The organism is Actinomadura sp. NEAU-AAG7, from assembly GCF_018603865.1.
GTDB lineage: Bacteria > Actinomycetota > Actinomycetes > Streptosporangiales > Streptosporangiaceae > Spirillospora > Spirillospora litoris.
The window spans coordinates 356,478-381,658 of the sequence record NZ_JAHFZY010000007.1; the positions used below are offsets into that span (position 1 = coordinate 356,478).

Below are 25,181 nucleotides of genomic sequence, written 5' to 3' on the forward strand. Positions count from 1 at the left end.
GCGAATCGTCGTACAAACGGTCTGTCGTCCACGAAATTAGGCGGCGCGGATTAGAGAACCATCAGAACATTGCGGGAGGAACACGGCGTGAAGGTGATAGGAGCTGGTTTCGGGCGTACCGGTACGGCGTCGTTGCGGACGGCCCTGGAAATGCTCGGGCAGGGCCCCTGCTACCACATGCGCGCCGTCATCGAGGAGCCGTTCCGCATCCGCCAGTGGCTCGACGTCGCCGATGGCGCGCCACCCGACTGGGACACGATGCTCGCCGGTTTCCAGTCGGCGGTCGACTGGCCTTCGGCCGCGTACTGGCGCGAGCTGGCCGAGCATTTTCCGGAGGCCAAGGTCCTGCTCACCGTCCGCGACCCGGAGCGCTGGTACGAGAGCGCCAACGCGACCATCTTCGCCGCCAACCGGCAGGCCTGGGGGGACCGCCGGCCGCTCCTGCGGAGGATCCTCGGCCGCCTCGCCAGGTGGCGCCACCCCGACCTGCCGCTGTTCCCGACCCTGATCAGGAAGATCGTCCTAGAGGGGGCCCTGGAGGGCCGCTCCGCGGACAGGGCCTACATTCTCGGCCTCTTCGAGCGGCACATCGAGGAGGTCAAGGCGGCGATCCCGGCCGACCGGCTGCTCGTCTACGAGGTGCGGGAGGGCTGGGAGCCGCTGTGCGCGTTCCTCGGCGTGCCCGTCCCGGACGAGCCGTTCCCGCGCGAGAACGACCGCGAGGCCTTCCAGCGCGCCTACAACCGGGTCCTCCTGCGGCTGATCCTGCACCGCCGGGCGCGCCCTCAGACCCCCGCCCACGCCGACTCGTAGGCGGCGGCCGACCCGGTGACGGCCCGCGCGGCCCGTTCGAGGTCGCCCGCGGCGGCGGCGAGCCGCGCCGGGCCGTCGTCGGGCGCCATCGCCCGCAGGTGCGGGTGCAGGAGGGCGCCCAGCTCCAGCGTCGTGCGCTCGTTGCGCAGGAAGCCGTCGAAGAACTGGTCGGCGCAGGCGAACAGCGCGCGGACGGCCGCCGCCGACTCCTCCTGGAGCGCGGCGGTCAGCCGTGCGAGGACGTCCTCGACGACGGCGGTGAGCGTCCCGGCCAGCCACCGCACGGTCTCCTCCGCGCTCTCGGTCACCGGGATCGCCGCCGCCGCCCGGTCGGCCGACAGCCCGCGCACGTCGCGGCGCCGCCCGAGCGGGATCGTGGTGCTCACGTTGATCTCGGCGGGGATCGCCCACGGCGCGACGCTGACGCCGAGGCGCAGGTCGCGCTCCGCGCCGTCCCGCCGGTGCGCCCCGGGCGCTGCGGGCGCGGCCGGCTCCCCCGCCGCGCCGGGGCCGTCCTGGTCGATGCCGACGGCGATCGGCTGGACGACCCGCAGGAACAGGCTCTGGTCGCCGTAGCTGACGCTGAGCGCCGCGAGGTCCTCGATGGGCGCCGCCAGCACCCCGAGGCCCTGCGCGCGGAGCGCGGCGGCGAACGCGGGCAGCGTCCGGTCGGCCGGCAGCACCGCCTCGGGCAGCCGCGCCCACAGCGCCGCCGCGACCGTCCCCTGGAGTTCGCCGATCGCCTGGGCGAGCGAGGCGTCCACGAGGCGGCGAAAGGTCCCGGCGACGAAGTGCCGGGCGCGGATGAACTCCTGCTCGACCGCCGCCTTCCGGAACACCAGGATCTTCTTGCGGGCCCGCTCCGCCCAGACGTCGTGGCCGCCGCTGCCGAACCCGTCCGCCAGCCATGCCCTGACCTGCCCGGACGCGGCGGCCGTCGCCGCGTCGAGCTCCTCGCTGCGCAGCCCCTCGCGGACCCGCGCGAGGTAGCCGTCGCGGATGTGCGCGAGGTCGTCGGCCAGCTCGTCCACGACCCCCGGGACGATCTCCGCGAGGCGCTGCTCGTCGCTCGGCGCCCGGAACGCGGCCGCGCGGATCGCGGCGGCCAGCTCCTCGCCCGCGGCGGAGGCGTCCCGGCCCGCGCCGACGGTCGCCTCGTGCGCGTCGCGGAGGGCGGCGCGGTCCATCGCGGCGAGGTTGCGGGCCAGGTGCGTGAGGACGGGCCGCAGGACGCGCTCGGCCACCTCCTCCCGCGAGATGAGGTCGCCGTCCAGCACCCCGACGCCGTGCGGCGCGGCGGCCCGGCGCGCCTGCTCCACGGCGTCGGCGAACTCCTCCTCGGTCAGGTCGGTGCGGCGCCGGTCCCGGTTGAGCACGACGAACAGGAAGTCGCCGAGCTCCACCCCCGCGCGGGAGGCGTGCGCGAGCTCCTGCAGCTCGGCGTCGGCCGCGCCGAACAGCACGGTGGTGCGGCTCGGCCGCTTCACCTGGACGAGCAGGTCGACCTCGTTGCGCAGGTCCCGCATGAACTGGCGGGCGACGTCCAGGCCGCGCTCCTCCGTGCCGGGCAGGTCGATCAGGGCGAGGTCGCGCACCGGGTTGTTGGGGAAGGGGTGGTGGATGCGCACGTCCCGGACGGCGAGGTAGCGCCGCCGCGCGCCCGGCGGCGCCGGCTCGGGCGGGTAGGAGACGTAGCCGGGCACCTCCGCCAGCGCGATCTCCCGGACGCGGCTCCCCTCGAACAGGTCGCGGTAGCCGGGCAGCGCCGCCTGCGCCAGCCGCAGCCGGGCCAGGTGCTCCTCGTTGGAGGGCGCGTCCAGCCCGGCGGGGCGGCCCGCGCGGGAGAACTCCTCCCACGACGGGTACCGGACCGCCGCGAAGTCCTCGATCCGCTGCGGCACCGGCATCGCCAGCGCCTCGTGCCTGGGCCGCAGGTAGACCTCCCTGAACTCCTCGAACGTCCGCAGCACGACCTCGGCGCGCGGCGCCGGGGCGTTGTGGATGCGGCTGCGGGCGGCGGTGGTGGGCAGCAGGTCGGCGGAGGTCGGCAGCACGTCGGTGCCGTGCTCGTCCAGGCCGGAGATGGCGCGCAGCAGCGTGCTCTTGCCCATCTGGGTCTGGCCGATCACGCCGATGTTGAGCGTCGGGCGGGTCGCGCGCTCGCGCACCGCGTCCAGCCGGTCGGTGGCGGCGGCGAGCCCCCGCCGCAGCCGGAGGGGCCTGCCGCCGTCGAGGAAGGGCCGCAGGGCCCCGGCCAGCTCGTCGGCGCGGCCGCCCGCGGGCAGGGCCGGATCGAGCCGGGTCCGCTCGGCGAGTTCGACGAGCGCGCCGAACCGCTCGCACAGGTCCCGCCAGGCGTGGACGAGCCGCTCGATCCGATCCCGCTGCGCGTGCCGCGCCGCCAGCGCCGCCGCGATCTCGGCCTGGATCCGCTGGGCTTGCATGGGCCCTCCCTGGGCTCACTCGAATCGGACGCTACAGGGGCCAGGCGGTGACCCTGACCGTCACCGCGCCGTCCCGGACGGTGTCGACGACCAGGGCGGCGAGGCCCGTGGCGGTCTTCAGGCAGAAGCCCGTCCCGGGCGTCGCGCGGAACGACAGCGCCGCCCGCCGCCCGGCCACGAGCCCGCGGCACCGCTCCCGCGTCGCGCCCGCTCCCGGCGTCATCACGAGCACGCTGGACTCGGCGGCGAACAGCTGCCGGTTCCGGTAGCCGACGTCGCCGCCGCCCGCCACCGGGGCGGGCGCCGGGGAGAGCGTGAGCCAGCCCCTTCTCGGCACCGTCACCTGGACGGGCGCCGGCGGCGCGGGCGTGGTCGCGCTGGGCGTCGGGCTGGGCGTCGGGGCGGGCGTCTCCCCCGTCGCGTCGCCTCCGCTCGCCGACAGGCCCACCGCGAGCACCGTCACCGCGACCGCCCCCAGCAGGCCGCCGCCCCCGACGAGCGCGGGCACCAGCCGGTTCGTCCCGCCCGCGGGACGAGGTCGCGGCGCCTGCGGCGGCGGCGCGGGGCGCGGGGCGCGCGCCGGGCGGGACGCGACAGGCGCGGGCACGGGCACGGGTGCGGGTGCGGGCACGGGCGCGAGGCGCGCGGGGGCGCCGACGACGCCGAGCCGGACCGTGCCGAGCCCCGCCGGGTGCGCGCCGCGCGGCATGGACTCCCATCCCAGCACGACGGTGATCGGGTGGACGGCGTCGTTCGCCTCGTCCCAGGTCTGCTCCCAGCCGGGCGGCGGCACGACCTCCGCTCCGGCCGGAGGAGGCGCGGCGGAGAACGGGCGGGGCGGCGGCGCGGGCCAGGGCGCGGGCTCCGGGCGCGACCGGCGCGGCCAGCGGAGCTCGCTCAGCGGCGCCGTCCACACCGGGTCCATCCACCGCTCGTAGACGGCCCCGGCCCAGCTCCGGTAGGAGTCCCGCAGCTGGGGCCAGGCGGGGCCGGGCGGCGGCGGGCCGGACGGTCCGCCGGAGGCCACCCAGCCGACGAAGCAGTACATCTCGCGCGCGCCGTCGGAGTGCATGGTGTCGCTGAGGTCGGCGGCCTGGCAGGCGACGCCGACGAGCCGGTGCGCGCCGGACCGCGCGAGGACGAAGCGCGGCGCGCCGTGCAGCCCGGCGCCGCCCGCGACGGCCGCGCGGACGACCCCCTCCAGCCAGCCGCGCTGGTCGATCCCCTCGGGGAGCGCGCGCCACCAGGTGTCGGCGTGCCGGGTGCGGCCGTAGACGACGGGCGCCCACCCGGGCCGGCCCGTCCTCGCCTCAGCCACGGCCGGTCCCGGCCCAGGTCGCGAGCACGCCGCCCTCGTAGATCGGCACGTAGCGCAGCATCGGGAAGATCGCGGCGGCCTCGGCCTGGCACAGCTCACGCCACTGCTTCATGGCGTGCTCGGCGCGGTCCATCTCCTGGAGGCGCAGGGCGATCCGCTCGTGGGCCCGGCGGGTCGCCCGTCCGGGCACGGGCGGGAGCGCCGCGGCCTCGCGTCTGGCGGCGGCGCGGTCGGCGGCCAGCACCTCCATCCGCGCGTCGAGCCCCTTGCGCTCCTCCAGGTAGAAGCAGGCCAGATGGAACAGCACCGGCAGGTGGACGTCGGTGGGGCTCACCGAGTCGGGCCGGACGCCGCCGTCGGCCGTCCGCTCCAGCGCGCCGACGCTCACCGGGCAGATCGCGGTGACGACGCGCTTGGCGAACGCGGCCGGGAGCAGGTCGCGCAGCTCCTCGACGAGGTCGGTGAGGCGGCGCGGCGCGTCCGTGCCCCGCCAGTCGATGACGTCGGCCTTGGTGATGACGATCGACACCGACGGCAGCGGGCGCCCCTCGCGGTTGCGCGCCGTCAGCGCGTCGGTGACGACGCTCGACATCTGCTGCGTGAGGGTCTCCCTGGCGACCGCCTCGCGCCGTCCGGGCCCGACCGGTTTGCGGAAGTGCTCGCCGTCCAGGACGAGCATGATCCCGTGCGCCTGCGCGACGTCCCAGAGCAGTTGCTCGGCGTCGGGCGACCCGTCGGGCCCGACGAAACTCGGCAGCGCGCCGCCCCGGTAGTCGGCCCAGTGGATGTGCGCCATCGGACGCATCTCCCGCGCGTACACGAACGTGTGCCGCCGCGGCACGGTGTCGGTCGGCTCGGGGAGCCGCCCCCGCTCACCGAGATCGCGCCAGCCGTCGGCGAGCATCACGTCGGCGTTGCGGTCGGCCTCGTGCAGCGTGCAGTCCCGCACACCTCGCGACAGCGCGGCGTAGAGCGCCAGCAGGTAGGTCGACTTCCCGGCGCCCGGCGCCCCCATCATGGACAGCCCGATCCTGTGCAGATCCGTCATCTCGCCCCGTCCTCGCCGCCCGCCCCCGGTCCCCACCGGGGTCTTTACATTGAGACGCGCGACCATTGGCGATGGAGCATGAAAGGGATATCGATCCGGATAACACTGGTCGGTAATATCACTTGATCAATGGCCCGAAGAATTGATAACTTTGTTTTCGGATATACCGGTCGTGGCTTTGACGGCGGCACGAAAAGAAAGTCAGGGCGGTGGCCAGGAAATGGTCAGTGGGCGGCGGCGTCCCAGTCGGCGCCCGCGCCGATCGCCGCGTCCAGCGGGGGGCTCAGCGGGTAGGCGGCGGTCATCTCCGCGCGGACCAGCCCGGCGACCCGGTCGCCCTCCCCCGGCGCGACCTCCAGCACGATCTCGTCGTGCACCTGGAGCAGCAGGCGGCTGCGCAGGCCGGCGCGGTCGAGGGCCGCGTCCACCCGCAGCATCGCGATCTTGACGATGTCGGCGGCCGAGCCCTGCACGGGGGCGTTCAGCGCCATCCGCTCGGCGGTCTCGCGGCGGCGCCGGTCGTCGCTGGACAGGTGCGGCAGGTAGCGGCGGCGGCCGAGGAGCGTGCGGGTGTAGCCGGTCTCGCGGGCCTCCGCGACGACCCGGCCGAGGTAGTCGCGGACGCCGCCGAACCGCGCGAAGTAGGCGTCCATCAGCGGGCGCGCCTCGGCCACCGCGACCCCGAGCTGCTTGGCGAGCCCGAACGCCGACAGCCCGTAGGCGAGCCCGTAGGACATGGCCTTGATCCTGCGCCGCTGGTCGGCGGTGACCGCGTCCGGCGGGACGCCGAAGACCCGCGCGGCCACCGTGGTGTGCGGGTCCTCGCCGGACTCGAACGCGGCGAGCAGCGCCGGGTCCCGCGACAGGTGCGCCATCACGCGCAGTTCGAGCTGGCGGTAGTCGGCGGTCATCAGCGCGGCGAATCCGGGGCCGGGGGTGAAAGCCCGCCTGATCTCCCGGCCCTCGCCGGTGCGGACGGGGATGACCTGGAGGTTCGGGTCGGTGGAGGTGAGCCGTCCGGTCGCGGCGGCGGTCTGCTGGAAGGTGGTGCGGATCCGGCCGTCGGCGCCGACCTCCCGGAGCAGCCCGGCGACGGTGGCGCGCAGCCGCGCCTGGTCGCGGTGGCGCAGCAGCACCCGCGGGAGGCCGTTGTCGGTGCGGGTGGCGAGCCAGGTCAGCGCGTCCAGGTCGGTGGAGAACCCGGACTTGATCTTCTTGGTGCGGGGCAGGTCGAGCTCGCCGAACAGGACCTCCTGGAGCTGCTTGGTCGAGCCGGGGTTGAAGCGGCGCCCGGCGATCGCGGCGGCCTCGTCCGCCGCCCTCTCCATGCCCGCGGCGAACCGCCGCTCAAGGTCGCGCAGCAGTTCCCCGTCGACGTGGACCCCGGTGCGCTCGACCCGCGCGAGGAGGGCCGCGAGGGGCAGCTCCACCTCGTCCATCACCCGGTCCATGCCCGTCTCCGCCAGCTCGGGCCCGAGCTTGGCGGCGAGGTCGTGGACGGCCCCGGCGCGCAGCATCGTCCCGGCGGCGCCCTCGGCGGAGGGGCGGCGGCCGAGGTGGCGGGCCGCGAGGTCGGCGATCCCGTACGCGGCGAGGCCGGGCAGCAGGAGGTAGGCCGCCAGCGCCGGGTCGGTGGTGAGGCCGCCGAGCGTCCGGCCGTGCTCGGGCAGGGCGCGCAGCAGCGCCTTCACCTCGTGCACCGCCTTCGGACGGCCCGGGTCGGCGAGCCAGCCGGCGAAGGCGCGCTCGTCGTCCGCCGAGAGCGCGTCGAGCAGGAACGACGCGGCGAACCCGGCGGGCGTGGCGAGCGCGATCCGGACCCGCTCCCCGTGGTCGGCGGCCAGGCCGACCGGGCCCGTCGCGTGCGAGTCCAGCCATCCGGCCAGCTCGCCGGGGCGCAGCTCGCGCCCCCGCAGCCGGGTCTTCGGCTCCGGCGGCCGCCCGCCGCCGGGGTCGGCGGCGAACAGCCGCTGCCGCAGGCTGGCGTTGCGGAACTCCAGGTCGTCCAGGAGCCTGGTGAAGGCGGGCAGGTCGTAGGGGCGGCGTTCCAGGTCGTCCAGCCCGACGGGCAGGTCGAGGTCGCGGACGAGTTCGGTCAGGCGCCGGTTGAGCCGCACGGTGTCCAGCGCGTCCCGCAACCGCTCCCCCGCCTTGCCCCGCACCTCGTCGGCGCGTTCCAGCAGCGCGGCGAGCGACCCGTACTCGCGCACCCATCTCGCGGCGGTCTTCTCCCCGATGCCGGGGATGCCGGGCAGCCCGTCGGACGGGTCGCCGCGCAGCGCCGCGAAGTCGGGGTACTGCGCGGGCGTCAGGCCGTACTTCTCCTCGACGAGCGCGGGCGTGTAGCGGATCATCTCCGCCGCCGTCCGGTAGAAGTACAGGACGGTGACGTTCGCGCCGACGAGCTGCAGGGCGTCCCGGTCGCCGGTCATCACGAGCACGCGGAACCCGGCCGCGTCCGCCGCCGCGGCGAGGGTCGCGATGACGTCGTCGGCCTCGTACCCCGGCATCCGGACGGCGGGCATCCGCATCGCGGCGAGCAGGTCGTCCAGGACCGGGAGCTGCGCGCCGAACCCCTCCGGCGACCGCGCCCGCCCGGCCTTGTACCCGGGGAACGCCTCGGCGCGGAACGTCCGCCGGGACACGTCGAACGCGACGGCGGCGTGCGTGGGGCGTTCGTCGCGCAGGACGTTGGCCAGCATGTTCGCGAACCCGTAGACGACGTTGGTGGGCTGGCCCGCGGTGGTGCTGAAGTTCTCGATCGGCAGCGCGTGGAAGGCCCGGTAGGCCAGCGAATGCCCGTCCAGGAGCAGCAGGGACGGCCGGTCGGTCATGTCCACATCCTGGCATCGGGCCCGCGGGCATGATGGAGCGGCACCTGATGTTGGAGGGGAAATGACGAACATCAACGTTGGACGTTTCGGTATCTGGCGCCGGTGGCAGGACCTCACCCCCGAGCTGGCCAAGGGGGTCGAGGACCTCGGCTACGGGGCGATCTGGATCGGCGCCTCGCCCGGCGGCGACCTCGGCATCGCCGAGCGGCTGCTCGCCGCGACCGACCGGATCGTGATCGCGACCGGCATCGTGAACATGTGGGCGACGCCCGCCGAGGAGGCCGCCGCGTCCTACCACCGGCTCGCCGCGAAGTACGGCGACCGGTTCCTGCTCGGCGCCGGGATCGGGCACCGCGAGATGACCGGCGAGTACCGCACGCCGTACCAGACGATGGTGGACTACCTCGACCGGCTGGACGCGGCGGAGGTCCCGGTGTCGGGGCGGGCGCTGGCCGCGCTCGGCCCGAGGGCGCTGCGGCTCGCGGGCGAGCGCGCGGCGGGCGCCCACCCGTACCTGACGACGCCCGAGCACACCCGCCGGGCGCGGCTCGAACTCGGTGCGGGACGGTTGCTGGCGCCGGAGCAGAAGTTCGTGCTGGAGGCCGATCCCGAGCGCGCCCGCGCGGTCGCCCGCTCGCACATCGGCGGCAGCTACCTCCTGCTGTCCAACTACACCGCCAACCTCCGTCGGCTCGGCTGGAGCGAGGAGGACATCGCGGACGGCGGCAGCGACGCCCTGGTCGACGCGCTGGTCGCGCACGGCGGGCCGGAAGCGGTCGCGGCGCGGCTCGGCGAGCACCTCGACGCGGGCGCCGACCACGTCGCCGTGCAGCCGCTGACCGGAGAGGGCGAGGACCCGCTGCCCGCGCTCGGCGAACTCGCGGCGGCGCTCAAGCCGGCGGAATGACCGGCCGCCCAAATGATCATCGTCCGGGGCGTGCCATTCGCGCCGGACACACCTTACGGGCCTTCACAAAGACATCCACCTAACGTGTAGAAAATCGCGCTATACCGCTGTATGGCTACGCTTGCCTTTCAGCTGACCATCCGGCGGGAGGCGCATGGCGTGAACGCTGATGTCGAGGCCGGCGGGCGGCCCCCCGACCCGGCCCCGGCGGGCACCCTGCTCGCGCGGTTGAACCTGCTGAACCTGGCCGGTGCGCGCATGGCGGGCACCCTGGACCTGGAGCAGGTCGCGCGGCGGTTGGTGGAGGTGGCGCTCACCGGGTTCGCCGACGCCGCCGGCGTGTACGTGGCCGAGCGCCTCATCGCCCGCGACGAGGAGCCCCGGCCGTCCGCGGCGCGGCCCGTCGAGGTGCGGCGGATCGCGCTGGGCGCCGCCGACGCGGGGCTGGAGGAGCGCTTCCCCTCCGGCGAGGTGCTGGCGTTCGCGCCCGACACGCCCTGCGCGGCGTGCCTGCGGGACGGCGCCGTCCAGCGGTTCGCCGCGCTGCCGCCCGAGGTCGCCGGGGCGCACCCCGCCGCGGCGGTCGGGCTGGGCGACCTGGTCGACTTCCTGCTCGTCCCGCTGCGGGCGGACGGCGGCGTGCTCGGGTTCGTCGCGTTCGCGCGCGGGCGGGCCGCCGGGCCGTTCACCCCCGAGCAGGTCGGGCTGGCACGGGAGCTGACCGCGCTCGCGGCGGGCTGCCTGGACAACGCCCGCCGCTACCAGCGCGAGCACGCGACCGCGCGCGCCCTCCAGGCCGGGCTGCTGCCCCGGCTGCTCGGCGACGTGCCCGGCGTCCAGGTGGCGCACCGGTCGGTGCCCGCCGGGCGCACCGACCTGGTCGGCGGCGACTGGTGCGACATCATCCCGCTCGCCGCCGGGCGGGTCGCGCTCGTCATCGGCGACGCGATGGGGCACGGCTCGGCCGCCGCCGCGACGATGGTGCAGCTGCGCGCCGCCGCGCGGACGCTCGCGATGCTCGACCTCGGCCCGGCCGAGATCCTCACCTGGCTCGACCGCGTCGCGCCGGACCTCGGGCCCGTCCAGTTCGCGACCTGCGCGTGCGCCGTCCTGGACACCACCGCGCGGACGGGCGTCATCGCCCGCGCCGGGCACCCCCCGCCGATCCTGCTGCGCCCCGACGGCCGCTGCGACACCCCCGACATCCCGCCCGGCCTCCCCCTCGGCCTGGGCGGAACGGTCTACGAGGACGTGCGGGTGCCCTTCCCCGACGGGACGACGCTCGTCCTGTACACCGACGGGCTGATCGAGTCCCGCGAGCGCGACCTGGAGGCGGGCATCGCCGCGCTGCGGACCGCGCTCACCGCCCCCTCGGCCGGGCTGGACGACGCGTGCGGCGCGGTCGTCTCCGAACTCGTCGCCACGCCCATCCAGGACGACGTGACCGTGATGCTCGTCCGCGCGCACGGCGATGCCCCGCCTCGGCAGCCTGAGGAGGGATGACCCGAGAACGCGGAAGGAACGCACCCGGCCGGTGAGCAGGGGCGACGTTGTCGCGACGAGCCGACCCGGAGGTCAGGGCCGCTGTTCGGTCACCTGTCGGAGGCGGACGTGCAGGCCGTCCAGCAAGCGCCGCAGGCCGTAGTCGAACTGGTCGTCGCGGGTCGTGCGCGGGTCCGTGCCGGTGAGTGAGTCGAACAGCGTGGCCAACTGCGGGTAGGGGCCGGTGATCTGGGTCAGGGTCGGCCCCAGGGCGTCGAGCCACTCGGCCTCGGTGTCGCCGGCGAGGGTGATCTTGTTGAGCGCGGCGGCCTCGCTGGTGGCCGCGCCGAGCACGTAGGTGAACACGGTCTTCGCGGCCCGGTCCGCTTCGGCGAGGTCGAAGCCCGCCGCCCGCAGCAGGGTCAGCATGCGGTCGGTGAGCAGCATCAGGTTCGGGCCGAGATGGGTCACGCCGACCTCGCCCACCAGCAGGGAGGCGACCCAGGGGTGGCGCAGGACGACGTCCCGCGCGCTGTGCCCGCACCGGGACACCGCTTCGCCCCAGCGAGCCGGGTCGTCGGCGACGGGCGGGCTCATCTCGCCGTAGATCTCGTCGACGACGAGCTCGATCAGCTCGTCCTTGTTGGCGACGTGCCAGTACAGCGCGTTGGCGGCGACGTTCATGCGCGTGGCGAGCCCGCGCATGGTCAGGGCGGGCAGCCCCTGCTCGTCCAGCAGCGCGACGGCCGCGGCGACGATCTGGCCCCGGTCGAGCGCCAGGCGCTCGCGGCGCTTGCGGGCCGGGCGTGCCCATACCGACACGACCCCCTGCTCATCGGCTGACATCGCGGTCGGGGTCCTCTTCACTGCCGGGCGCGCCTCTCGCACGCCGTCCGGGCCACCGATTCTCGCACGGCGGCCACCGGCGGGAGCACCGTCCATCCTCGTGGACGATGTCCAGTTATTGTACAGCGTCCAATGAACCTGTACGTTGTCCATCAATGCGCCGGCCGCATTCGCCGCTCCCGTCCAAGCGAAGGAACCCGTCATGAGTGATTCCCTGCCCGTCGTCGAGCGGATGCCGGTGGAGCGCCCCGCCGGATGCCCGTTCGACCCGCCCGCCCGGCTGGCCGAACTGCGGTCGCGGGCACCCGTCACGCCGTTGCGCTTCGGGGACGGCCACCAGGGCTGGCTGGTCACCGGCCACGCCCAGGCCCGCGCCGTCCTGGCCGACCCCGGCTTCAGCTCCCGCCACGAGCTGATGCACCTGCTCGACCCGCAGATCATCGAGGTGCCGCCCGCCGGTCCCGGCCAGTTCATCGGCATGGACGCGCCCGAGCACACCCGCTACCGGCGCCTGCTCGCGGGCAAGTTCACCGTCCGCCGGATGCGGTCGCTGGCCGAGCGCGTCCAGCGGCTCACCGCCCAGTACCTGGACGACATGGCCGCGCGCGGCCCCGGGGTCGACCTCGTCGATGCCTACGCCTTCCCCATCCCGGCCCAGATGATCTGCGAACTGCTGGGCGTTCCGTTCAGCGAACGCGCGCACTTCCAGCACCTCGGCGCCGTCGCCAACCAGGCGGACGTGCCCATGGAGGACAAGCTGGCCGCGTTCCAGGAGATGGGCGGCTACATCGCCGACCTGGTGGAGCGCAAGCGCGCCCGGCCCACCGACGACCTGCTCAGCGACATCATCGGCGGCGACCTGGACCACGAGGAACTGGTCGGCGTCGGGTCGCTGCTGCTGGGCGCGGGCCTGGACACCGTCGCCAACATGATCGGGCTCAGCACGTTCGCGCTGCTCACCCACCCCGACCAGCGCGACGCCCTGCACGCCGACCCCGAGCGCGCGGTCGAGGAACTGCTGCGCTACCTGACGATCGCCCACACCGGCTTCCGCGTCGCGCTGACCGACATCGACCTCGACGGCATCACCATCGGCAAGGGGCAGACCGTGGCGGTCTCGCTCCAGGCCGCCAACCGCGACCCCGCGCGCTTCGCCTCCCCGGACGCCCTGGACCTGACCCGCCAGGCCGCCGGGCACCTGGCGTTCTCCCACGGCGCCCACCAATGTCTGGGCCAGCAACTCGCACGCCTGGAAATGAAGGTCGCGCTGCCCGCGCTGTTCGAACGCTTCCCGAGCCTGCGGCTGGACGTCCCGCCGCAGGAGGTCCCGCTGCGCGCGGGCGACGACGTGTACGGGGTGCGGCGCCTCCCCGTCGCCTGGTGACACCGCCGCGACGCCGATGAGAGTGATCATTGACGAGGGCCGGTGCGTCGGCGGCGGCCGGTGCGCGGTGGCCGCGCCCGAGGTGTTCGACCAGCGCGACAGCGACGGGGTCGTCGTCCTCCTGCGAGCGGACCCGCCCGCCGAGTACGCCGAGAGCGTCCGGAACGCCGTCATGCTGTGCCCCGCCGCCGCGATCGAACTGCGGGAGGAGCGGTGACCGGCCCGGCGTCGGCGCCGACCCGCCCAACGAACACGACCGAGAAAGCAGGAACGATGCCCGCCTACATGCTCGCCCACCTTCGCAAGGCCGGGAAACCTCACCCTGAGGTGCTGGAGTACCTGGAGAGGATCCAATCGGCGTTGGACCCGTTCTCGGGCCGATTCCTGGTGCACGGCGCCGAGGTGGACGTCCGGGAGGGGGAATGGCCCGGGGACGTGGTGCTCGTGGAGTTCCCGTCCCTGAGGCACGCCCGCGATTTCTACGGCTCCGACGCCTACCAGGCGATCCTGCCGCTGAGGCGCGAGCACCTCGAAGGCGACCTCATCATCGTCGAGGGCGTCGAGCCCGGCCACGACTCGGCCGCCATGGCCGCCGAGATCCGCCGGGCCACCGCCGAGAGCCCCCGCTGACCGAAGCCGACGTGAGTCTCGGTCGGAAAGTCACGGCGACGACCGTTGACTTTCCGACCGAGATCTACGGATCCGGCGTTCTTACTCGGCCGCGTACTGGCCGGCCTGGCGCGGGGCGGTGCCGCGCGCCGGAGCGCGCCGCTTGGCGAACTCGTTGCCGTTCACCGTCAGGGTGCTGTTGGCGAACAGCTCGGTGACGGCCGCGGCGCCGTCGATCAGCTGGTCGTAGCCCTTGAGGTTCACGTTGTCGTAGCGGTCGCACGCCTGGTGGTAGCACGGGTCGTAGGGCCGGCCCGCCGTGCCGCCGTACGTCGCGGCCTGCGCGGGGGTCTTGATGCCCTCGGCCCCGGCGTCGATGCCGCCGGCCGGGATGCCCGCGACGATGAAGGCGTTGTAGTCCGAGCGGCCGTTGAAGGGCGTCGGGTCGGTCGCGAGCTTGCGCGAGGCGAAGTGGTCGTTGAACGCCTTCTCGATCGCCCCGGACCCGGCGGGCGCCTCGACGTTGTTCTGCCCGCTGCTGTTGTCGCCGTCGTAGACGAACCGCACGAAGTTCGGCGAGGCGAGCATGTCGAAGTTGAGGTTCAGGGCGATCTTGTCCAGCTCGGCCTTCGGCAGGCTGTCGACGTAGTGCTGCGAGCCGAGCAGGCCCTCCTCCTCGGCGCCCCAGAACGCGAAGCGCACCTGGTTGCGGACCTTCGCGCCGAGCTTGCCGATCTGCTGCGCCGTCGCCAGCAGCGTCGCGGTGCCCGAGCCGTCGTCGTTGATGCCGGGCCCGGCGACCACGCTGTCGTTGTGCGCGCCGACGACGACGACGTTGTCGGCGCGTCCCCGCTTGGTGTCGGCGATGACGTTGGAGGTCTGCCGCTTCTCGTTGAGCGTGTCGGTCCTGACGCGCAGCGTCAGCGGTCCGGCCTGCGCCTGCTTGACCAGGTCGGTGCCGACGGCGTTGGTCGGGCCGACGACCGGGATCGCGTACGGCTTGGTCAGCGTGCCCGCGACCGGGCCCGGCGTCCCGGGGAGCTGGTAGATCACCACGGCGGCGGCACCGGCGGCGATGGCGTTGTCCGCCTTCACCGAGAAGAAGCAGCCGCCGCGCTGGATCAGCGCGACATGGCCCTTCGGGAAGCCCGCGAAGTCGGTGGCCTCGCATCCGCTGCCCGCGCCGGTCGCTCCCGGGTCGACGGGCGTCGCGGCGGCCGTGACGTCGCCGCTGCCGGAGTACTGCAACGTCCCGAAGTCGGTCCCGGGGGTGAACGTCTTCGGCGTCGGCGCGGTCTCGGCGAGCGTCGCCGGGGTCTTCTCCTGCCAGAAGTCGAAGGTGAAGTCCTGGACCCGCGGGGTGTAGCCGGCCCGCTTGAGCTGGTCCGCGATGTACTTCACCGTGATCTTGTTCCCGGCGAGCCCGGCGGCCCGGTTCCCGCCGTTCGCGTCCGCGATCTTCTGCAGGTTGAGCTGGTGGTGCCGGACGTCCTTGAGCGTGACCAGCCCCGGGAGCCTGGACGCGGCCTGGCCCGATGGGGCCGGTGCCGCCTGGGCCCCGGCCGCCGCCAGGGTGGTGGCGGCGAGCGTCAGGCCGAGGAGCGACGCTAGCGCGGCTTTGCGCATGACTCGGTCTCCGATGGTGAGGGGGACGAAGCATGCGAAGCCTGGCACGCACGATTTATCGCTACAAGGCGTGGTATCCGCTTCCGGTCGGCCGGTACCGGCCGACACCGCACGCCCGGGACGCACACCGGGCGGGCGCCCGCCGCGTCCGGGGCCGCGGCACCCCAGGCCCTCTGGAACGCCCCACCAGGCAGCTTGATCACAGGACCACCGGGCGACGCGCCGCTGAGTAATGGGAGAACGCTGGTATTCGCTAAATCAAACTAAGTATGCTTCCTCACCGCTTGATGGCGGTTTCGGATGAGCAGGGAGTAAATCAGTGACGCGACCCGAACAGGTCCCCGCCCCACCGCCGTCACGCCCGCGTACCCGATCGATCACACGCCGGATCTGGCTGCTGCTGGCGATCCCGCTCGTCTCGCTCATGATCCAGTGGGGCGTCCCGACCGTCGTCACGCTCTCCCAGGCGCTCCAGCGGTTCCAGTACTCGACGGTGTACGACAACGTCGCCCAGCCCGCGCGGGCCGTCACCGAGGCGATCCAGGAGGAGCGCGGCGCGGCGGTCGGCGTGCTCGCGACCGGCACCGCCGAGAACGACCGGTACTACCAGTCGCTCGCGGCGCGGACCGACGCGGCGGTCGCGGCGTTCCGCAAGAAGGCCCTCGCGTCCGGCACCCGGGACGCGATGGACGCCGCCGCCAAGCAGCGCGTGCGGCAGCTCAGCGAGACCTTCGACGGGCTGGAGGGCGTGCGCACGCAGGTGCGCGGCGCGGTCATCTCGCGGCTCGACGCCATCAACGGCTACAGCCGGATCACCGACACGACGATCCGCGTGATGACGACGCTGGTGAGCGTCGACGACGTCACCGTCTACCAGCACAGCAACGCCATCGTGTACGACTACTGGGCGCGCGAGTTCATGCTGCGGGAGAACGCGCTGCTCACGGGGCTGCGGCCGGGCCGGATGAACGCCGGGGACCGCGCGGCGTTCGCGTCCTGGGCGGGCAGCCGCGCGCAGTACGCCGACCTCGGCCGCGCGAGCGCGGGCGGCGAGATCGGCAAGATCATGACCGATCTCACCGAGACGCCCGCGTTCACCGCCTACGCCGACCTGGAGCGCACCGTCGTGCGGACCGGGTACGCGCCCGACCCGAGGCGCTGGCGCGGCGTGGTCGCGTCGGTGTCGTCGGTGTGGCTGCGCGCCGCCACCCGCGCGGGCGACGTCGTGAACCGCAAGGACGTGGAGCCCGCCGGCGACCGGATCCTGGTCGGCTTCTACACGGTCGGCGGGCTCGGCCTGCTCGGCTTCATCGCCTCGGTCGTGCTGTCGATCCTGTTCGCCCGGCGCCTCACCGAGGAGCTGCGCGCCCTCCAGCGGACCGCGCAGGTGCTCGCGCACGAGCGGCTGCCCCGGGTCGTGGCGCGGCTGCGGCGCGGCGAGAGCGTGGACGCCGAGGCCGAGGCGCCGCCCCCGCAGACGGGGCGGACGCGGGAGGTCGCGGCGGTCAGCGAGGCGTTCCACGCCGTCCAGCGGACGGCCGTCGCCACCGCGGTCGGCGAGGCCGAGCTGCGCGCGAACATCAACCGCGTCTTCATCAACCTGTCGTGGCGCAGCCAGTCGCTGCTGCACCGCCAGCTCCGCCTGCTGGACGCGATGGAGCGCCGCGCGCGCAGCCCCGAGGAGCTCAACGACCTGTTCCGGCTCGACCACCTCACCACCCGCATGCGGCGGCACGCGGAGGGCCTGGTCATCCTGTCGGGGTCGCCGACCATCCGCGCCTGGGACCACCCCGTCGCCGCCGAGGACGTGATCCGCGCCGCGATCGCCGAGGTCGAGGACTACCGGCGGGTCGAGGTGACCGGCGCCTCCAGCGCGGCGGTGACCGGGGCCGTCGTCGCCGACGTCATCCACCTGCTCGCCGAGCTGATCGAGAACGCCGCGTCGTTCTCGCCGCCCGCCACCGAGGTCACGGTGAAGGTCGAGACCGTCGCCAACGGGCTCGCGGTCGAGATCGTCGACCGGGGCGTCGGCCTGCACCCCGAGGAGATGGACGAGCTGAACCGGCGGCTGTCCACCGACCTGGAGTTCGACCTGGTCGACACCGAGCGGCTCGGGCTGTTCGTCGTCGCGCGGCTCGCCGCCCGGCACGGCGTCAAGGTCGCGCTCCAGCCCTCGCCGTACGGCGGGACGACCGCGATCGTCCTCGTCCCGCACTCGCTGGTCGTCCTGGACGAGGAGCTGCAGCTCACCCGCGGCCCCGCCGGGGCGCGGGTGCCCGAGGCCGCCCTCCCCGCGCTGGCCGGCCCCGCCTCCTACTCCCCGCCGTCCTACACCCCCCAGGCCGAGCCCCCCGCCGAACCCGCACCCAGCGAGCCGCCGCTCACCGTGCCCCACCCCGCCGAACCGGTGGACGAGGGCGCGGAGGCGGTCGTCGACCCGCCCGCCCCGTCCAATGGCCGGCCCCGGCCGGGCGGCGCCGACCCGGAGCCGAACGGCACCGAGTCGAGCGAGGTCACCGGTCGGCTCCCCCGCAGGGTGCGGCAACGCAATCTCGCTCCGCAGCTGCGCAAGCGCCCCGCGCCGGGGCGCGCCGCGGAGCCGGCGGAGGAGGAGTTCGAGGAGCCCAGCCCTGAGCTCAGCCGCGACCTGATGGCCTCGCTACAGTCGGGATGGCTGCGCGGACGGGATTCAGACGACGACATCCGCGATCCCGGCGCACGCGATGAATGGGGGGAATCATGAAGCAGCAGACCCACGCCACCGGCGAGCTCGACTGGCTGCTCGACGATCTGGTGGAGCGGGTCGGCGAGGTCCGCCAGGCGGTCCTGCTGTCCCGCGACGGCCTGGTCATGGGCGCCTCGGGCGGTGTCACGCGCAAGGACGCCGAGTTCCTCGCGGCGCTGTCGTCGGGCTTCCACAGCCTGGCCAACGGCGCGCGCGAGCACTTCCAGGCCAAGCAGGTGCGGCAGACCGTCGTCGAGCTGGACGGCATGCTGTTCTTCGTCATGCCCGCGGGCGACGGAAGCTGCCTCGCGGTGCTGAGCGACGCGGGCGGCAACGCGGGCCTCGTCGCCTACGAGACGACGATGCTCATCAAGCGGGTGCGGCGGCAGCTCGGCACCGCGCCGCGCTCGGGCGAGCCCGCGGACCCGGCGCCGAGGGCCTGAGCCGGCGGTGGACGCGCCCAAGGAGCGCTGGGTGGGCCGCGACGCAGGGCCGGTCGTGCGACCGTACGCGATGACCCGCGGCCGCACCCGGCCCCGCGGCGCGGCCATCGACCTCGTCACGATCCTGGTCGCCACCGGGCAGCAGCCCGGCGACCGGGTGTGGCTCTCGCGCGAGCAGCGGCGGCTGCTGGAGCTGTGCCGGCAGCCCTCCACCCCCGCCGACCTGGCGTCCGAGACCGACCTTCCGTTCCAGGTGGTGCAGATCCTCCTGGCCGACCTGCACCAGTACGGCCTCATCGAGGAGATGCGGCAGTCCGAGGAGCCCGACCGTCCCGACCCCCGCATACTGATGAGAGTGCTCGATGAACTCCGCCGCCTCTGACACCTTCGGCCGCGCCCGGTTCGGCGACGCCGACGACATCCCCCAGCACACCCTCAAGATCCTCGTGGCCGGCGGCTTCGGCGTCGGCAAGACGACGTTCGTCGGCGTCGTCAGCGAGGTGCGCCCGCTGCGCACCGAGGAGACGCTGACCGACGCCTCCACCGGCGTCGACGACCTCGACGGCGTCGAGGGCAAGGTGACCACGACCGTCGCCATGGACTTCGGGCGGCTGACGTTCTCCGGCGGCGTCCGCCTGTACCTGTTCGGGACGCCCGGCCAGGAGCGGTTCTGGTTCATGTGGGACCAGATCGCCTACGGCGCGGTGGGCGCGATCGTCCTGGTCGACACCCGGCGGCTGTCGACCAGCTTCGCCTCCATCGACTTCTTCGAGCAGCGCGAGATCCCGTTCGTGGTCGCCGCGAACGTCTTCGACGGCGCGCGCCGCTACACCGTCGAGGAGATCCGCGGCGCGCTGGACGTCGACCCCGAGGTGCCCGTGCTGCTGTGCGACGTGCGCCGTCCGGACGTGGCGCGCGGCGTGCTCGTCACGCTGGTCGAGCACGCCCTGCGGTCATCCGGGCCACGATGAGGGACGCGAGGGCGGCGTAGGCGGAGGAGTCGTCCAGGCCCGTCCGCGCCTTGATCTCGCCCCGGTGGATCGACTCCATCACCTGGCCCGCGACGGCGCCGACGAACGCCGCGTCGTCGGCGACCGCCTCGTCGACGAGCGCCTGCACCCGCCGGACGGCGTGCCCGGTGTTGCGCTGGTAGATCTCGCGGGCCGGGGCGAACGCGTCGAGGTCGGCGAAGAACGCGGGTGACGCCGGGGCCAGCGCGTTCGAGATGGCGCGCAGGTAGACGCCGACGCGCTCGCGCGGGTCGGCGCTCGCGTCGACCGCGGCCTCGACCTCCTCGGTCGCGCGGCGGAAGAACGCGCGGACGGCGGTGACGATGATCTGCTCGCGGCTGGCGGCGACGGTGTAGAGCGTGCTCTTGGAGCAGCGCAGCGCGGCGGCCAGCTCCGCGACGCTCAGCCCGGCGAAGCCGCGGTCCAGGAACAGCGCGATGAGCCGGTCGACAAGATCGGCGCGCCGCCGGTCCGCCCTTGCCGTCCCCGCGAAGGTGACCGTCCCGTTCATCCGATCGACAGTACCAAAAACGGTTCTGTGGTACTCGCTCTGGTACTGTGCGAGATGCCGAAAGGAGTTGCGCATGCCCGCCAGCCGACACCTGCCGACCCCCGAGTCCGCCGACCTGATCGCGCTCGCCCGCGAGATCGCGGCCAAGGAGCTGGCCCCCCGGGCCGCCGACGCCGAGCGCGCCGGCGCCTTCCCCCGCGAGGCCTTCGCGACCCTCGGACGGGCGGGCCTGCTCACGCTCCCCTACCCGGAGCGGTACGGCGGCGGCGACCAGCCCTACGAGATCTACCTCCAGGCGCTGGAGGAGATCGGCGCGGTGTGGGCGAGCGTCGGCGTCGGCGTGAGCGTGCACGCCCTGTCGTGCTTCCCGCTGTTCGCCTACGGCACCGAGGAGCAGCGCGAGCGGTGGCTGCCCGACCTGCTGTCGGGCGACCGGCTCGGCGCGTACTGCCTGTCGGAGGCGCACGCGGGCTCCGACCCGGCCGCGATGCGCACCAAGGCCGTGCGCGACGGCGACTCCTACGTGCTGAACGGCGCCAAGGCGTGGACGACCCACGGCGGCGAGGCCGACTTCTACACGGTCATGGCCCGCACGTCCGACGAGGGCTCGCGCGGCATCTCCTGCTTCCACGTCCCGGCCAGCACCCCGGGCCTGGAGTTCGACGCCCCCGAGGACAAGATGGGCCTGATGGGCTCGACGACCGCGACCGTCCGCCTGGTGGACGCGCGGGTCCCCGCCGACCACCTCGTCGGCGCCGAGGGCCAGGGCCTGGCCATCGCGCTCGCGGGCCTGGACGCGGGGCGCCTCGGCATCGCGGCGGTCGCCACCGGCCTCTCCCAGGGCGCGCTCGACACCGCCGTCGGCTACGCCAGGGAGCGCGAGGCGTTCGGCAAGGCCATCATCGACCACCAGGGCCTCGCGTTCGTCCTCGCCGACATGGACGCCGCCGTGGAGACCTCCCGCGCCCTGTACCTGTCGGCGGCGCGGCTCAAGGACGCCGGCCGCCCCTACGGCCGCGAGGCGTCGATCGCCAAGCTCGTCGCCACCGACAACGCGATGCGGGTGACGACCGACGCCGTCCAGGTCCTCGGCGGCGCCGGCTACACCCGCGACTTCCCGGTCGAACGCTTCATGCGCGAGGCGAAGGTCATGCAGATCTTCGAGGGCACCAACCAGATCCAGCGCCTGGTCATCTCCCGCCACCTGGCACGGTAGGCGGCCCGTCCACCTGCGGCTTCTGGCCCCTCCACGAAGCCGTCCCCGCTACAGGCACGGTCTCACCCGCGCTCAGTACGCCTTCGTCCGCTTGATCGTCTCCCAAGGCCCCAGTCGGCCCCCCACCGGCGGGGTCGACGGTGACCGCCACGAGGTCAAACGTGCCGCGTCGCCCTCGGCTGGGCCGCGCGCCTCGCAGGACGAGGGCGTCCAGCCTGATGCCCATGCCCCGAGCACGGATCACCGGGTCCGCCCCGTCCGGGTGCGGGTAGAGCGGCGCCTGTTCGGTCGCCAACACCCCGTCGATATGGCCGAAGGTACTGATGCCGAAAACGGAGACGGTGCGGCCGTTGACCAACCAGGTGGATTTCCGATCGTCGGTCCCCGACCACCACGCCGCCGTGAACCTGGAGTCCTGGACGGCCGAACCGCCAGCCCTGGAGGATGAGGAATACGAGACAGGCCAGATCATCGAGGGGCGCGCGACCCGCTGCGGGCCTATACCACCTCCCCCGCCACTTTCGCCAGTGTGGAAGGGAAGAGTGCGCCGGGGGGCGAGGGGCGCTGGTTGCCGGTTCACCCGCCGGGTGCCTGGTCGTGCTCGATCCCGTCGGACTCGCTCGCCGATGTCAGAGTCCCCACCGCTGCTGATGCCGACTGACGGATAGGGCGCCAGGTTGTTTCAGGACTTTGGCCACCGGCGGCCGCACCGTGCCGTCGCGGTTGACGGTGGCCAGGGTGCGGCCGTCCGGGCTGAACGCCACCGAGTTGACGGTGCCGCTGCGGGAGGGGAAGAAGGGTAATGGGTGCTGACCCCCTTGGGCTCATCGGTCCGTAGGAACGACCGCCGATTCCGAACGCGCCACAGTCGACCCGATCACGAACTCCGCCGCCCCGGCCCCCTCACACCGGCCACATCAAATCGATCGTCTCAGCTTGGTCAGCGACCCGACGAGTGACCGCGGCCAAACGAAGATGATCAGCCTTAACGGTCCCCTGTAGGTTCCACCGCGCGCGTATCCATGCGGGGGACGCCCCGCTCCGAAGCCATGATCTGCTGGTCGTCGCTCACGCTGCCGACCCGCCGTCTGGCCCGCCTACGAGGCCAATCGCCGACGTCGGCGACAGCGGCGGCTGAGAGGGGGCCAGCCAGCAGCCAGTGCGCTGACGAACCCGTGTGGATTGACCATCCCTCACGGCGACCTGGCTGCCCCGCTGCCGATCCTGGTCAGTGCGCAGAGTGCCGGGCCTCCAATTCGGCCAGGTACGCCGCTGCGGACGCCGCTTCGGGGACACCGAGCCGCTCGTAGATCCCCACCGCCTCCCGTAGCGGGCCAATCGCCGCAGCCACCTCTCCGGCACGGGCGATGGTGCGGGCGGTGCCCTCCAAGGCGTGTGCCTCATCCAACGGGCTCCCGATCTGCCGGGCCAGCCCCAACGCCTGCTCATACACCGCGCTTGCTTGGTCCAATGCTGCCGTTTCCGCCAGCAGCTCCCCCATGCCGCACAGCGTCTCCGCCTCCCCCTGCCGGTCACCTACCTCCCGGAACAACATCAGCGCCTGCTCGAACAAGCCGGATGCCTGCAGGTGCTCCCCGGTCAGGGTGCTGATGCGGCCCAGATCGTTGAGGGCGTTGGCTTCGCCGTGCCGGTCGCCGAGGTCGCGGTACAGCGCCAGCGCCTGCTCCTGCAGGCCGATGGCCTGGGCGTAGTCCCCGGCCAGTAGGCGGATGCGGCCCAGCTCCCAGAGGCTGGTGGCTACGCCGCCCCGGTTGCCGAGGTCACGGTACAGCGCCAGCGCCTGCCCCTGCAGGTCGGCGGCCTGGACAAGGTCTCCAGTCAGGGCGCGGATGCGGCCCAGGTCGCTGAGGGTGGTGGCTACGCCGTGCCGGTTGCCGAGGTCGCGGTACAGCGCCCACGCCTGCTCCTGCAGGTCGGCGGCTTGGACGAAGTCACCGACCAGGATGCGGACGCGGCCCAGGGCGTTAAGAGCGTTGGCTTCGCCGAGCCGATTGCCGAGGTCGCGGTAAAGCGCCCGCGCCTGCTCCAGCAGGTCGGTGGCCTGGACAGAGTCGTCAATCACGAAGCGGATGCGGCCCAGATCGTTGAGGGCGTTGGCTACGCCGATTCGGTCGCCGAGGTCGCGGTACAGCGCCAGCGCCTGCTCCTGCAGGCCGATGGCCTGGGCGTAGTCCCCGGCCAGTAGGCGGATGCGGCCCAGCTCCCAGAGGCTGGTGGCTACGCCGCCCCGGTTGCCGAGGTCACGGTACAGCGCCAGCGCCTGCCCCTGCAGGTCGGCGGCCTGGACAAGGTCTCCGGTCAGGGCGCGGATGCGGCCCAGGTCGCTGAGGGTGGTGGCTACGCCGAGCCGGTTAGCGAGGTCACGGTACAGCGCCCGCGCCTGCCCCAGCAGGTCGGCGGCTTGGACGTAGTCACCGACCAGGGTGCGGACGCGGCCCAGGTCGTTGAGGGCGTTGGCATGGGCGAGATGGTTGTGGGTGTGGCGCGCGGCAGCGATGGCGTTCTGATGGAGTGCGCTGGCCAGCGACCAGGGGCCGTCTTGGTGAAAAAGGCTGGCGAGCGCGGTGGTGAGGGTGATGGTGCGCTCGTGTAGCTGGTGGGTGGTGGCGTGGTCGATGCAGGCGAGCAGGTTGGCGCGTTCGGTGCGCATCCAGCCGAGTGCCTCGGCGTGATCGCGCAAGTCCGGCCCTGCCATCGTCGAGGCGGCCGGTGCGGATACCGAGCGAAGTGATCGCGGCAGATACCGGACGGCAACTTGGGCGGAGTGGGTGTAGTAGTCCAGGAGCCGGTCCAGGGCGGTGTCCCGGTCGGTGGCGGGGTCGTGGGCGGCCAGGGTGCGGGCGTAGTCGCGCAGCAGGTCATGCATCCGGTACCGGCCCGCGCCCAGGGGTTGCAGCAGGTACTCCTCGCGGAGCGCCTCCAACAGGTCGCGGGTGTGGGCGAGGGGGGCGGCGGTGAGGGCGGCGGCGGCGTAGGCGTCGATGTCGGGGCCGGGGTGCAGGCCCAGCAGCCGGAACAGACGCTGCCGGTCGGGGGGCAGGTCTCGGTAGGACATGTCGAAGGCGACCGTGACCGCCCGGTCGCCGGGCCGTCCCCCGGCGGTCAGCTGCGTCAGCCGGTCGGCCTCGGCGAACCGCGCCGCGAGCTCGGCCAGTCCGGGGCCCGGCCGGCGCAGATGGCGGCGGACCTTGCCGGCCAGCAGCGCGATCGCCAACGGCAGCCCCGCGCACCGCCCGACCAGCTCGGCCACCTGGCCGGCCTGTTCGCCGGTGAAGGTGTGGCGGGTCAGCCGGGTGAAAAGAGCGATCGCCTCCTCGTCCGCCAGGACGCCCAGGAGCAGGGGGTCGGCGTCGTCCAGGTCGATCGGGCGGCGGCTGGTGATCAGGACCAGGCAGCCGGGCGCCCCGGGCAGCAGCGGTTCGATCTGCCCGTGGCCCGCGGCGTCGTCCAGGACCAGCAGCACGCGTTTACCCGCCATCCGGTCGCGCCACCACCGGGCCCGCTCGTCCAGTCCGGGCGGGATCTGGTCGGGCTGCATGCCGGTGCCGACCAGCAGCCCGTACAGCACCTCAGCCGGGTCGGCGGCCGCCAGGCCGGGGGTGTGGGCGTGCAGACCGACGAACAACTGCCCATCGGGGAACCGGTCGGCCAGCCGGTGGGCAACATGCGTCACCAGCGCGGTCTTACCGACCCCCGGCATGCCCTCCACCGCGTGGATCGCCACCACCCGCTGCTGCCCGGCCGCGGCCAGCAGCCGCTCCACCTCATCGGCGCGGCCGGTGAAGGCGGCCACGTCCCGCGGCAGGGTGCGCACCGCCACCACGCTCGGCGCCCCCGGCGGTGGGGGGTGCACGTGCTGATCGCCCAGCACCTGGGTGATGCTGGACCCCTCCGACGCCGTCGCCTTCATCGAAGCCCGACGGGGAGCCGCAGGCTCGGGGGCA

General features: G+C 73.7%; 19 protein-coding genes and 1 pseudogene. 11 read left to right on the forward strand and 9 right to left on the reverse strand.

Annotated features, from left to right (window positions below; translation table 11 throughout):
- The first annotated feature begins 87 nt into the window (after positions 1–87).
- A complete protein-coding gene (locus tag KLI87_RS31035) occupies positions 88–813 on the forward strand; it encodes a sulfotransferase family protein (RefSeq protein ID WP_214619892.1) in 726 nt (241 codons plus the stop codon).
- On the opposite strand, the gene KLI87_RS31040 is transcribed toward KLI87_RS31035, so the two are convergent.
- The 4 genes from KLI87_RS31040 to polA form a co-directional block, all read right to left on the reverse strand.
- Positions 786–3,257: a hypothetical protein gene (locus tag KLI87_RS31040; RefSeq protein ID WP_214619893.1), complete on the reverse strand. Its 2,472-nt coding sequence runs from the start codon at positions 3,255–3,257 to the stop codon at positions 786–788. The two genes, KLI87_RS31035 and KLI87_RS31040, sit on opposite strands and share 28 nt — an antisense overlap.
- 31 nt (positions 3,258–3,288) lie before the next feature.
- Positions 3,289–4,575 carry a hypothetical protein gene (locus KLI87_RS31045; RefSeq protein WP_214619894.1) on the reverse strand — a complete coding sequence of 429 codons (1,287 nt, stop codon included), beginning with the start codon at positions 4,573–4,575 and terminating at the stop codon, positions 3,289–3,291.
- Complete coding sequence (locus KLI87_RS31050) at positions 4,568–5,623, reverse strand: hypothetical protein (RefSeq protein WP_156218672.1); 1,056 nt, start codon at positions 5,621–5,623, stop codon at positions 4,568–4,570. The genes KLI87_RS31045 and KLI87_RS31050 overlap by 8 nt, the downstream gene beginning before the upstream one ends.
- 224 nt (positions 5,624–5,847) lie before the next feature.
- Entirely contained in the window at positions 5,848–8,457 is a 2,610-nt protein-coding gene (gene polA, locus KLI87_RS31055; RefSeq protein WP_214619895.1) for a DNA polymerase I, read from the reverse strand.
- Between the two features lie 61 nt (positions 8,458–8,518).
- Between polA and KLI87_RS31060 the strand changes: the two genes are divergently transcribed.
- Entirely contained in the window at positions 8,519–9,364 is an 846-nt protein-coding gene (locus KLI87_RS31060) for an LLM class F420-dependent oxidoreductase (RefSeq protein WP_156218674.1), read from the forward strand.
- A gap of 159 nt (positions 9,365–9,523) precedes the next feature.
- Complete coding sequence (locus KLI87_RS31065) at positions 9,524–10,867, forward strand: PP2C family protein-serine/threonine phosphatase (protein WP_173390864.1); 1,344 nt, start codon at positions 9,524–9,526, stop codon at positions 10,865–10,867.
- Between the two features lie 72 nt (positions 10,868–10,939).
- Here the strand turns inward: KLI87_RS31065 and KLI87_RS31070 are convergent, their stop codons facing one another.
- Entirely contained in the window at positions 10,940–11,692 is a 753-nt protein-coding gene (locus KLI87_RS31070) for a TetR/AcrR family transcriptional regulator (RefSeq protein ID WP_214619896.1), read from the reverse strand.
- Positions 11,693–11,894: 202 nt separating this feature from the next.
- Here KLI87_RS31070 and KLI87_RS31075 point away from each other — a divergent pair, with 202 nt between their 5' ends.
- From KLI87_RS31075 to KLI87_RS31085, 3 genes are read left to right on the forward strand one after another with little or no spacing between them, the layout of a single operon-like run.
- Complete coding sequence (locus KLI87_RS31075) at positions 11,895–13,076, forward strand: cytochrome P450 (protein WP_214619897.1); 1,182 nt, start codon at positions 11,895–11,897, stop codon at positions 13,074–13,076.
- Between the two features lie 16 nt (positions 13,077–13,092).
- Positions 13,093–13,293 carry a ferredoxin gene (locus KLI87_RS31080; RefSeq protein WP_214619898.1) on the forward strand — a complete coding sequence of 67 codons (201 nt, stop codon included), beginning with the start codon at positions 13,093–13,095 and terminating at the stop codon, positions 13,291–13,293.
- Positions 13,294–13,349: 56 nt separating this feature from the next.
- Positions 13,350–13,706 (forward strand): DUF1330 domain-containing protein, encoded by a 357-nt coding sequence (locus KLI87_RS31085; RefSeq protein WP_156218679.1) that lies wholly within the window; start codon positions 13,350–13,352, stop codon positions 13,704–13,706.
- Between the two features lie 81 nt (positions 13,707–13,787).
- On the opposite strand, the gene KLI87_RS31090 is transcribed toward KLI87_RS31085, so the two are convergent.
- Positions 13,788–15,311: a M20/M25/M40 family metallo-hydrolase gene (locus KLI87_RS31090; RefSeq protein ID WP_214619899.1), complete on the reverse strand. Its 1,524-nt coding sequence runs from the start codon at positions 15,309–15,311 to the stop codon at positions 13,788–13,790.
- Positions 15,312–15,630: 319 nt separating this feature from the next.
- Between KLI87_RS31090 and KLI87_RS31095 the strand changes: the two genes are divergently transcribed.
- The 4 genes from KLI87_RS31095 to KLI87_RS31110 are packed head-to-tail and all read left to right on the forward strand — an operon-like array spanning position 15,631 to position 19,450.
- Entirely contained in the window at positions 15,631–18,054 is a 2,424-nt protein-coding gene (locus tag KLI87_RS31095; RefSeq protein WP_214619900.1) for a sensor histidine kinase, read from the forward strand.
- Positions 18,051–18,479, forward strand: coding sequence for a roadblock/LC7 domain-containing protein (locus tag KLI87_RS31100; protein ID WP_173390865.1), 429 nt, complete (start codon positions 18,051–18,053; stop codon positions 18,477–18,479). The genes KLI87_RS31095 and KLI87_RS31100 overlap by 4 nt, the downstream gene beginning before the upstream one ends.
- A gap of 31 nt (positions 18,480–18,510) precedes the next feature.
- A complete protein-coding gene (locus tag KLI87_RS31105; RefSeq protein WP_242889708.1) occupies positions 18,511–18,861 on the forward strand; it encodes a DUF742 domain-containing protein in 351 nt (116 codons plus the stop codon).
- Positions 18,842–19,450, forward strand: a complete 609-nt coding sequence (locus tag KLI87_RS31110) for an ATP/GTP-binding protein (protein WP_156218683.1) — start codon at positions 18,842–18,844, stop codon at positions 19,448–19,450. The genes KLI87_RS31105 and KLI87_RS31110 overlap by 20 nt, the downstream gene beginning before the upstream one ends.
- Here the strand turns inward: KLI87_RS31110 and KLI87_RS31115 are convergent.
- Positions 19,407–20,000: a TetR/AcrR family transcriptional regulator gene (locus KLI87_RS31115; RefSeq protein WP_214619902.1), complete on the reverse strand. Its 594-nt coding sequence runs from the start codon at positions 19,998–20,000 to the stop codon at positions 19,407–19,409. The genes KLI87_RS31110 and KLI87_RS31115 overlap by 44 nt on opposite strands.
- Before the next feature lie 73 nt (positions 20,001–20,073).
- On the opposite strand from KLI87_RS31115, the gene KLI87_RS31120 reads away from it, so the two are divergent.
- Positions 20,074–21,216 carry an acyl-CoA dehydrogenase family protein gene (locus KLI87_RS31120; protein ID WP_214619903.1) on the forward strand — a complete coding sequence of 381 codons (1,143 nt, stop codon included), beginning with the start codon at positions 20,074–20,076 and terminating at the stop codon, positions 21,214–21,216.
- Positions 21,217–21,845: 629 nt separating this feature from the next.
- Here KLI87_RS31120 and KLI87_RS41960 read toward each other — a convergent pair.
- Both KLI87_RS41960 and KLI87_RS41215 read right to left on the reverse strand, forming a co-directional pair.
- Positions 21,846–21,995, reverse strand: a pseudogene (locus KLI87_RS41960) (hypothetical protein); the annotation flags it as partial.
- A gap of 449 nt (positions 21,996–22,444) precedes the next feature.
- The gene (locus KLI87_RS41215; protein ID WP_214619904.1) at positions 22,445–25,108 is read right to left on the reverse strand and encodes a tetratricopeptide repeat protein; all 2,664 of its coding nucleotides are present in this window, start codon (positions 25,106–25,108) and stop codon (positions 22,445–22,447) included.
- Positions 25,109–25,181: the final 73 nt, after the last annotated feature.

Excerpts from the sequence above, each read along its gene's own strand:
- KLI87_RS31040 (WP_214619893.1), bottom strand. The coding sequence starts at position 3,257 with ATGCAAGCCCAGCGGATCCAGGCCGAGATCGCGGCGGCGCTGGCGGCG.
- KLI87_RS31050 (WP_156218672.1), bottom strand. The coding sequence starts at position 5,623 with ATGACGGATCTGCACAGGATCGGGCTGTCCATGATGGGGGCGCCGGGC.
- polA (WP_214619895.1), bottom strand. The coding sequence starts at position 8,457 with ATGACCGACCGGCCGTCCCTGCTGCTCCTGGACGGGCATTCGCTGGCC.
- KLI87_RS31060 (WP_156218674.1), top strand. The coding sequence starts at position 8,519 with ATGACGAACATCAACGTTGGACGTTTCGGTATCTGGCGCCGGTGGCAG.
- KLI87_RS31070 (WP_214619896.1), bottom strand. The coding sequence starts at position 11,692 with ATGTCAGCCGATGAGCAGGGGGTCGTGTCGGTATGGGCACGCCCGGCC.
- KLI87_RS31075 (WP_214619897.1), top strand. The coding sequence starts at position 11,895 with ATGAGTGATTCCCTGCCCGTCGTCGAGCGGATGCCGGTGGAGCGCCCC.
- KLI87_RS31080 (WP_214619898.1), top strand. The coding sequence starts at position 13,093 with ATGAGAGTGATCATTGACGAGGGCCGGTGCGTCGGCGGCGGCCGGTGC.
- KLI87_RS31085 (WP_156218679.1), top strand. The coding sequence starts at position 13,350 with ATGCCCGCCTACATGCTCGCCCACCTTCGCAAGGCCGGGAAACCTCAC.
- KLI87_RS31090 (WP_214619899.1), bottom strand. The coding sequence starts at position 15,311 with ATGCGCAAAGCCGCGCTAGCGTCGCTCCTCGGCCTGACGCTCGCCGCC.
- KLI87_RS31100 (WP_173390865.1), top strand. The coding sequence starts at position 18,051 with ATGAAGCAGCAGACCCACGCCACCGGCGAGCTCGACTGGCTGCTCGAC.
- KLI87_RS31110 (WP_156218683.1), top strand. The coding sequence starts at position 18,842 with ATGAACTCCGCCGCCTCTGACACCTTCGGCCGCGCCCGGTTCGGCGAC.
- KLI87_RS31115 (WP_214619902.1), bottom strand. The coding sequence starts at position 20,000 with ATGAACGGGACGGTCACCTTCGCGGGGACGGCAAGGGCGGACCGGCGG.
- KLI87_RS31120 (WP_214619903.1), top strand. The coding sequence starts at position 20,074 with ATGCCCGCCAGCCGACACCTGCCGACCCCCGAGTCCGCCGACCTGATC.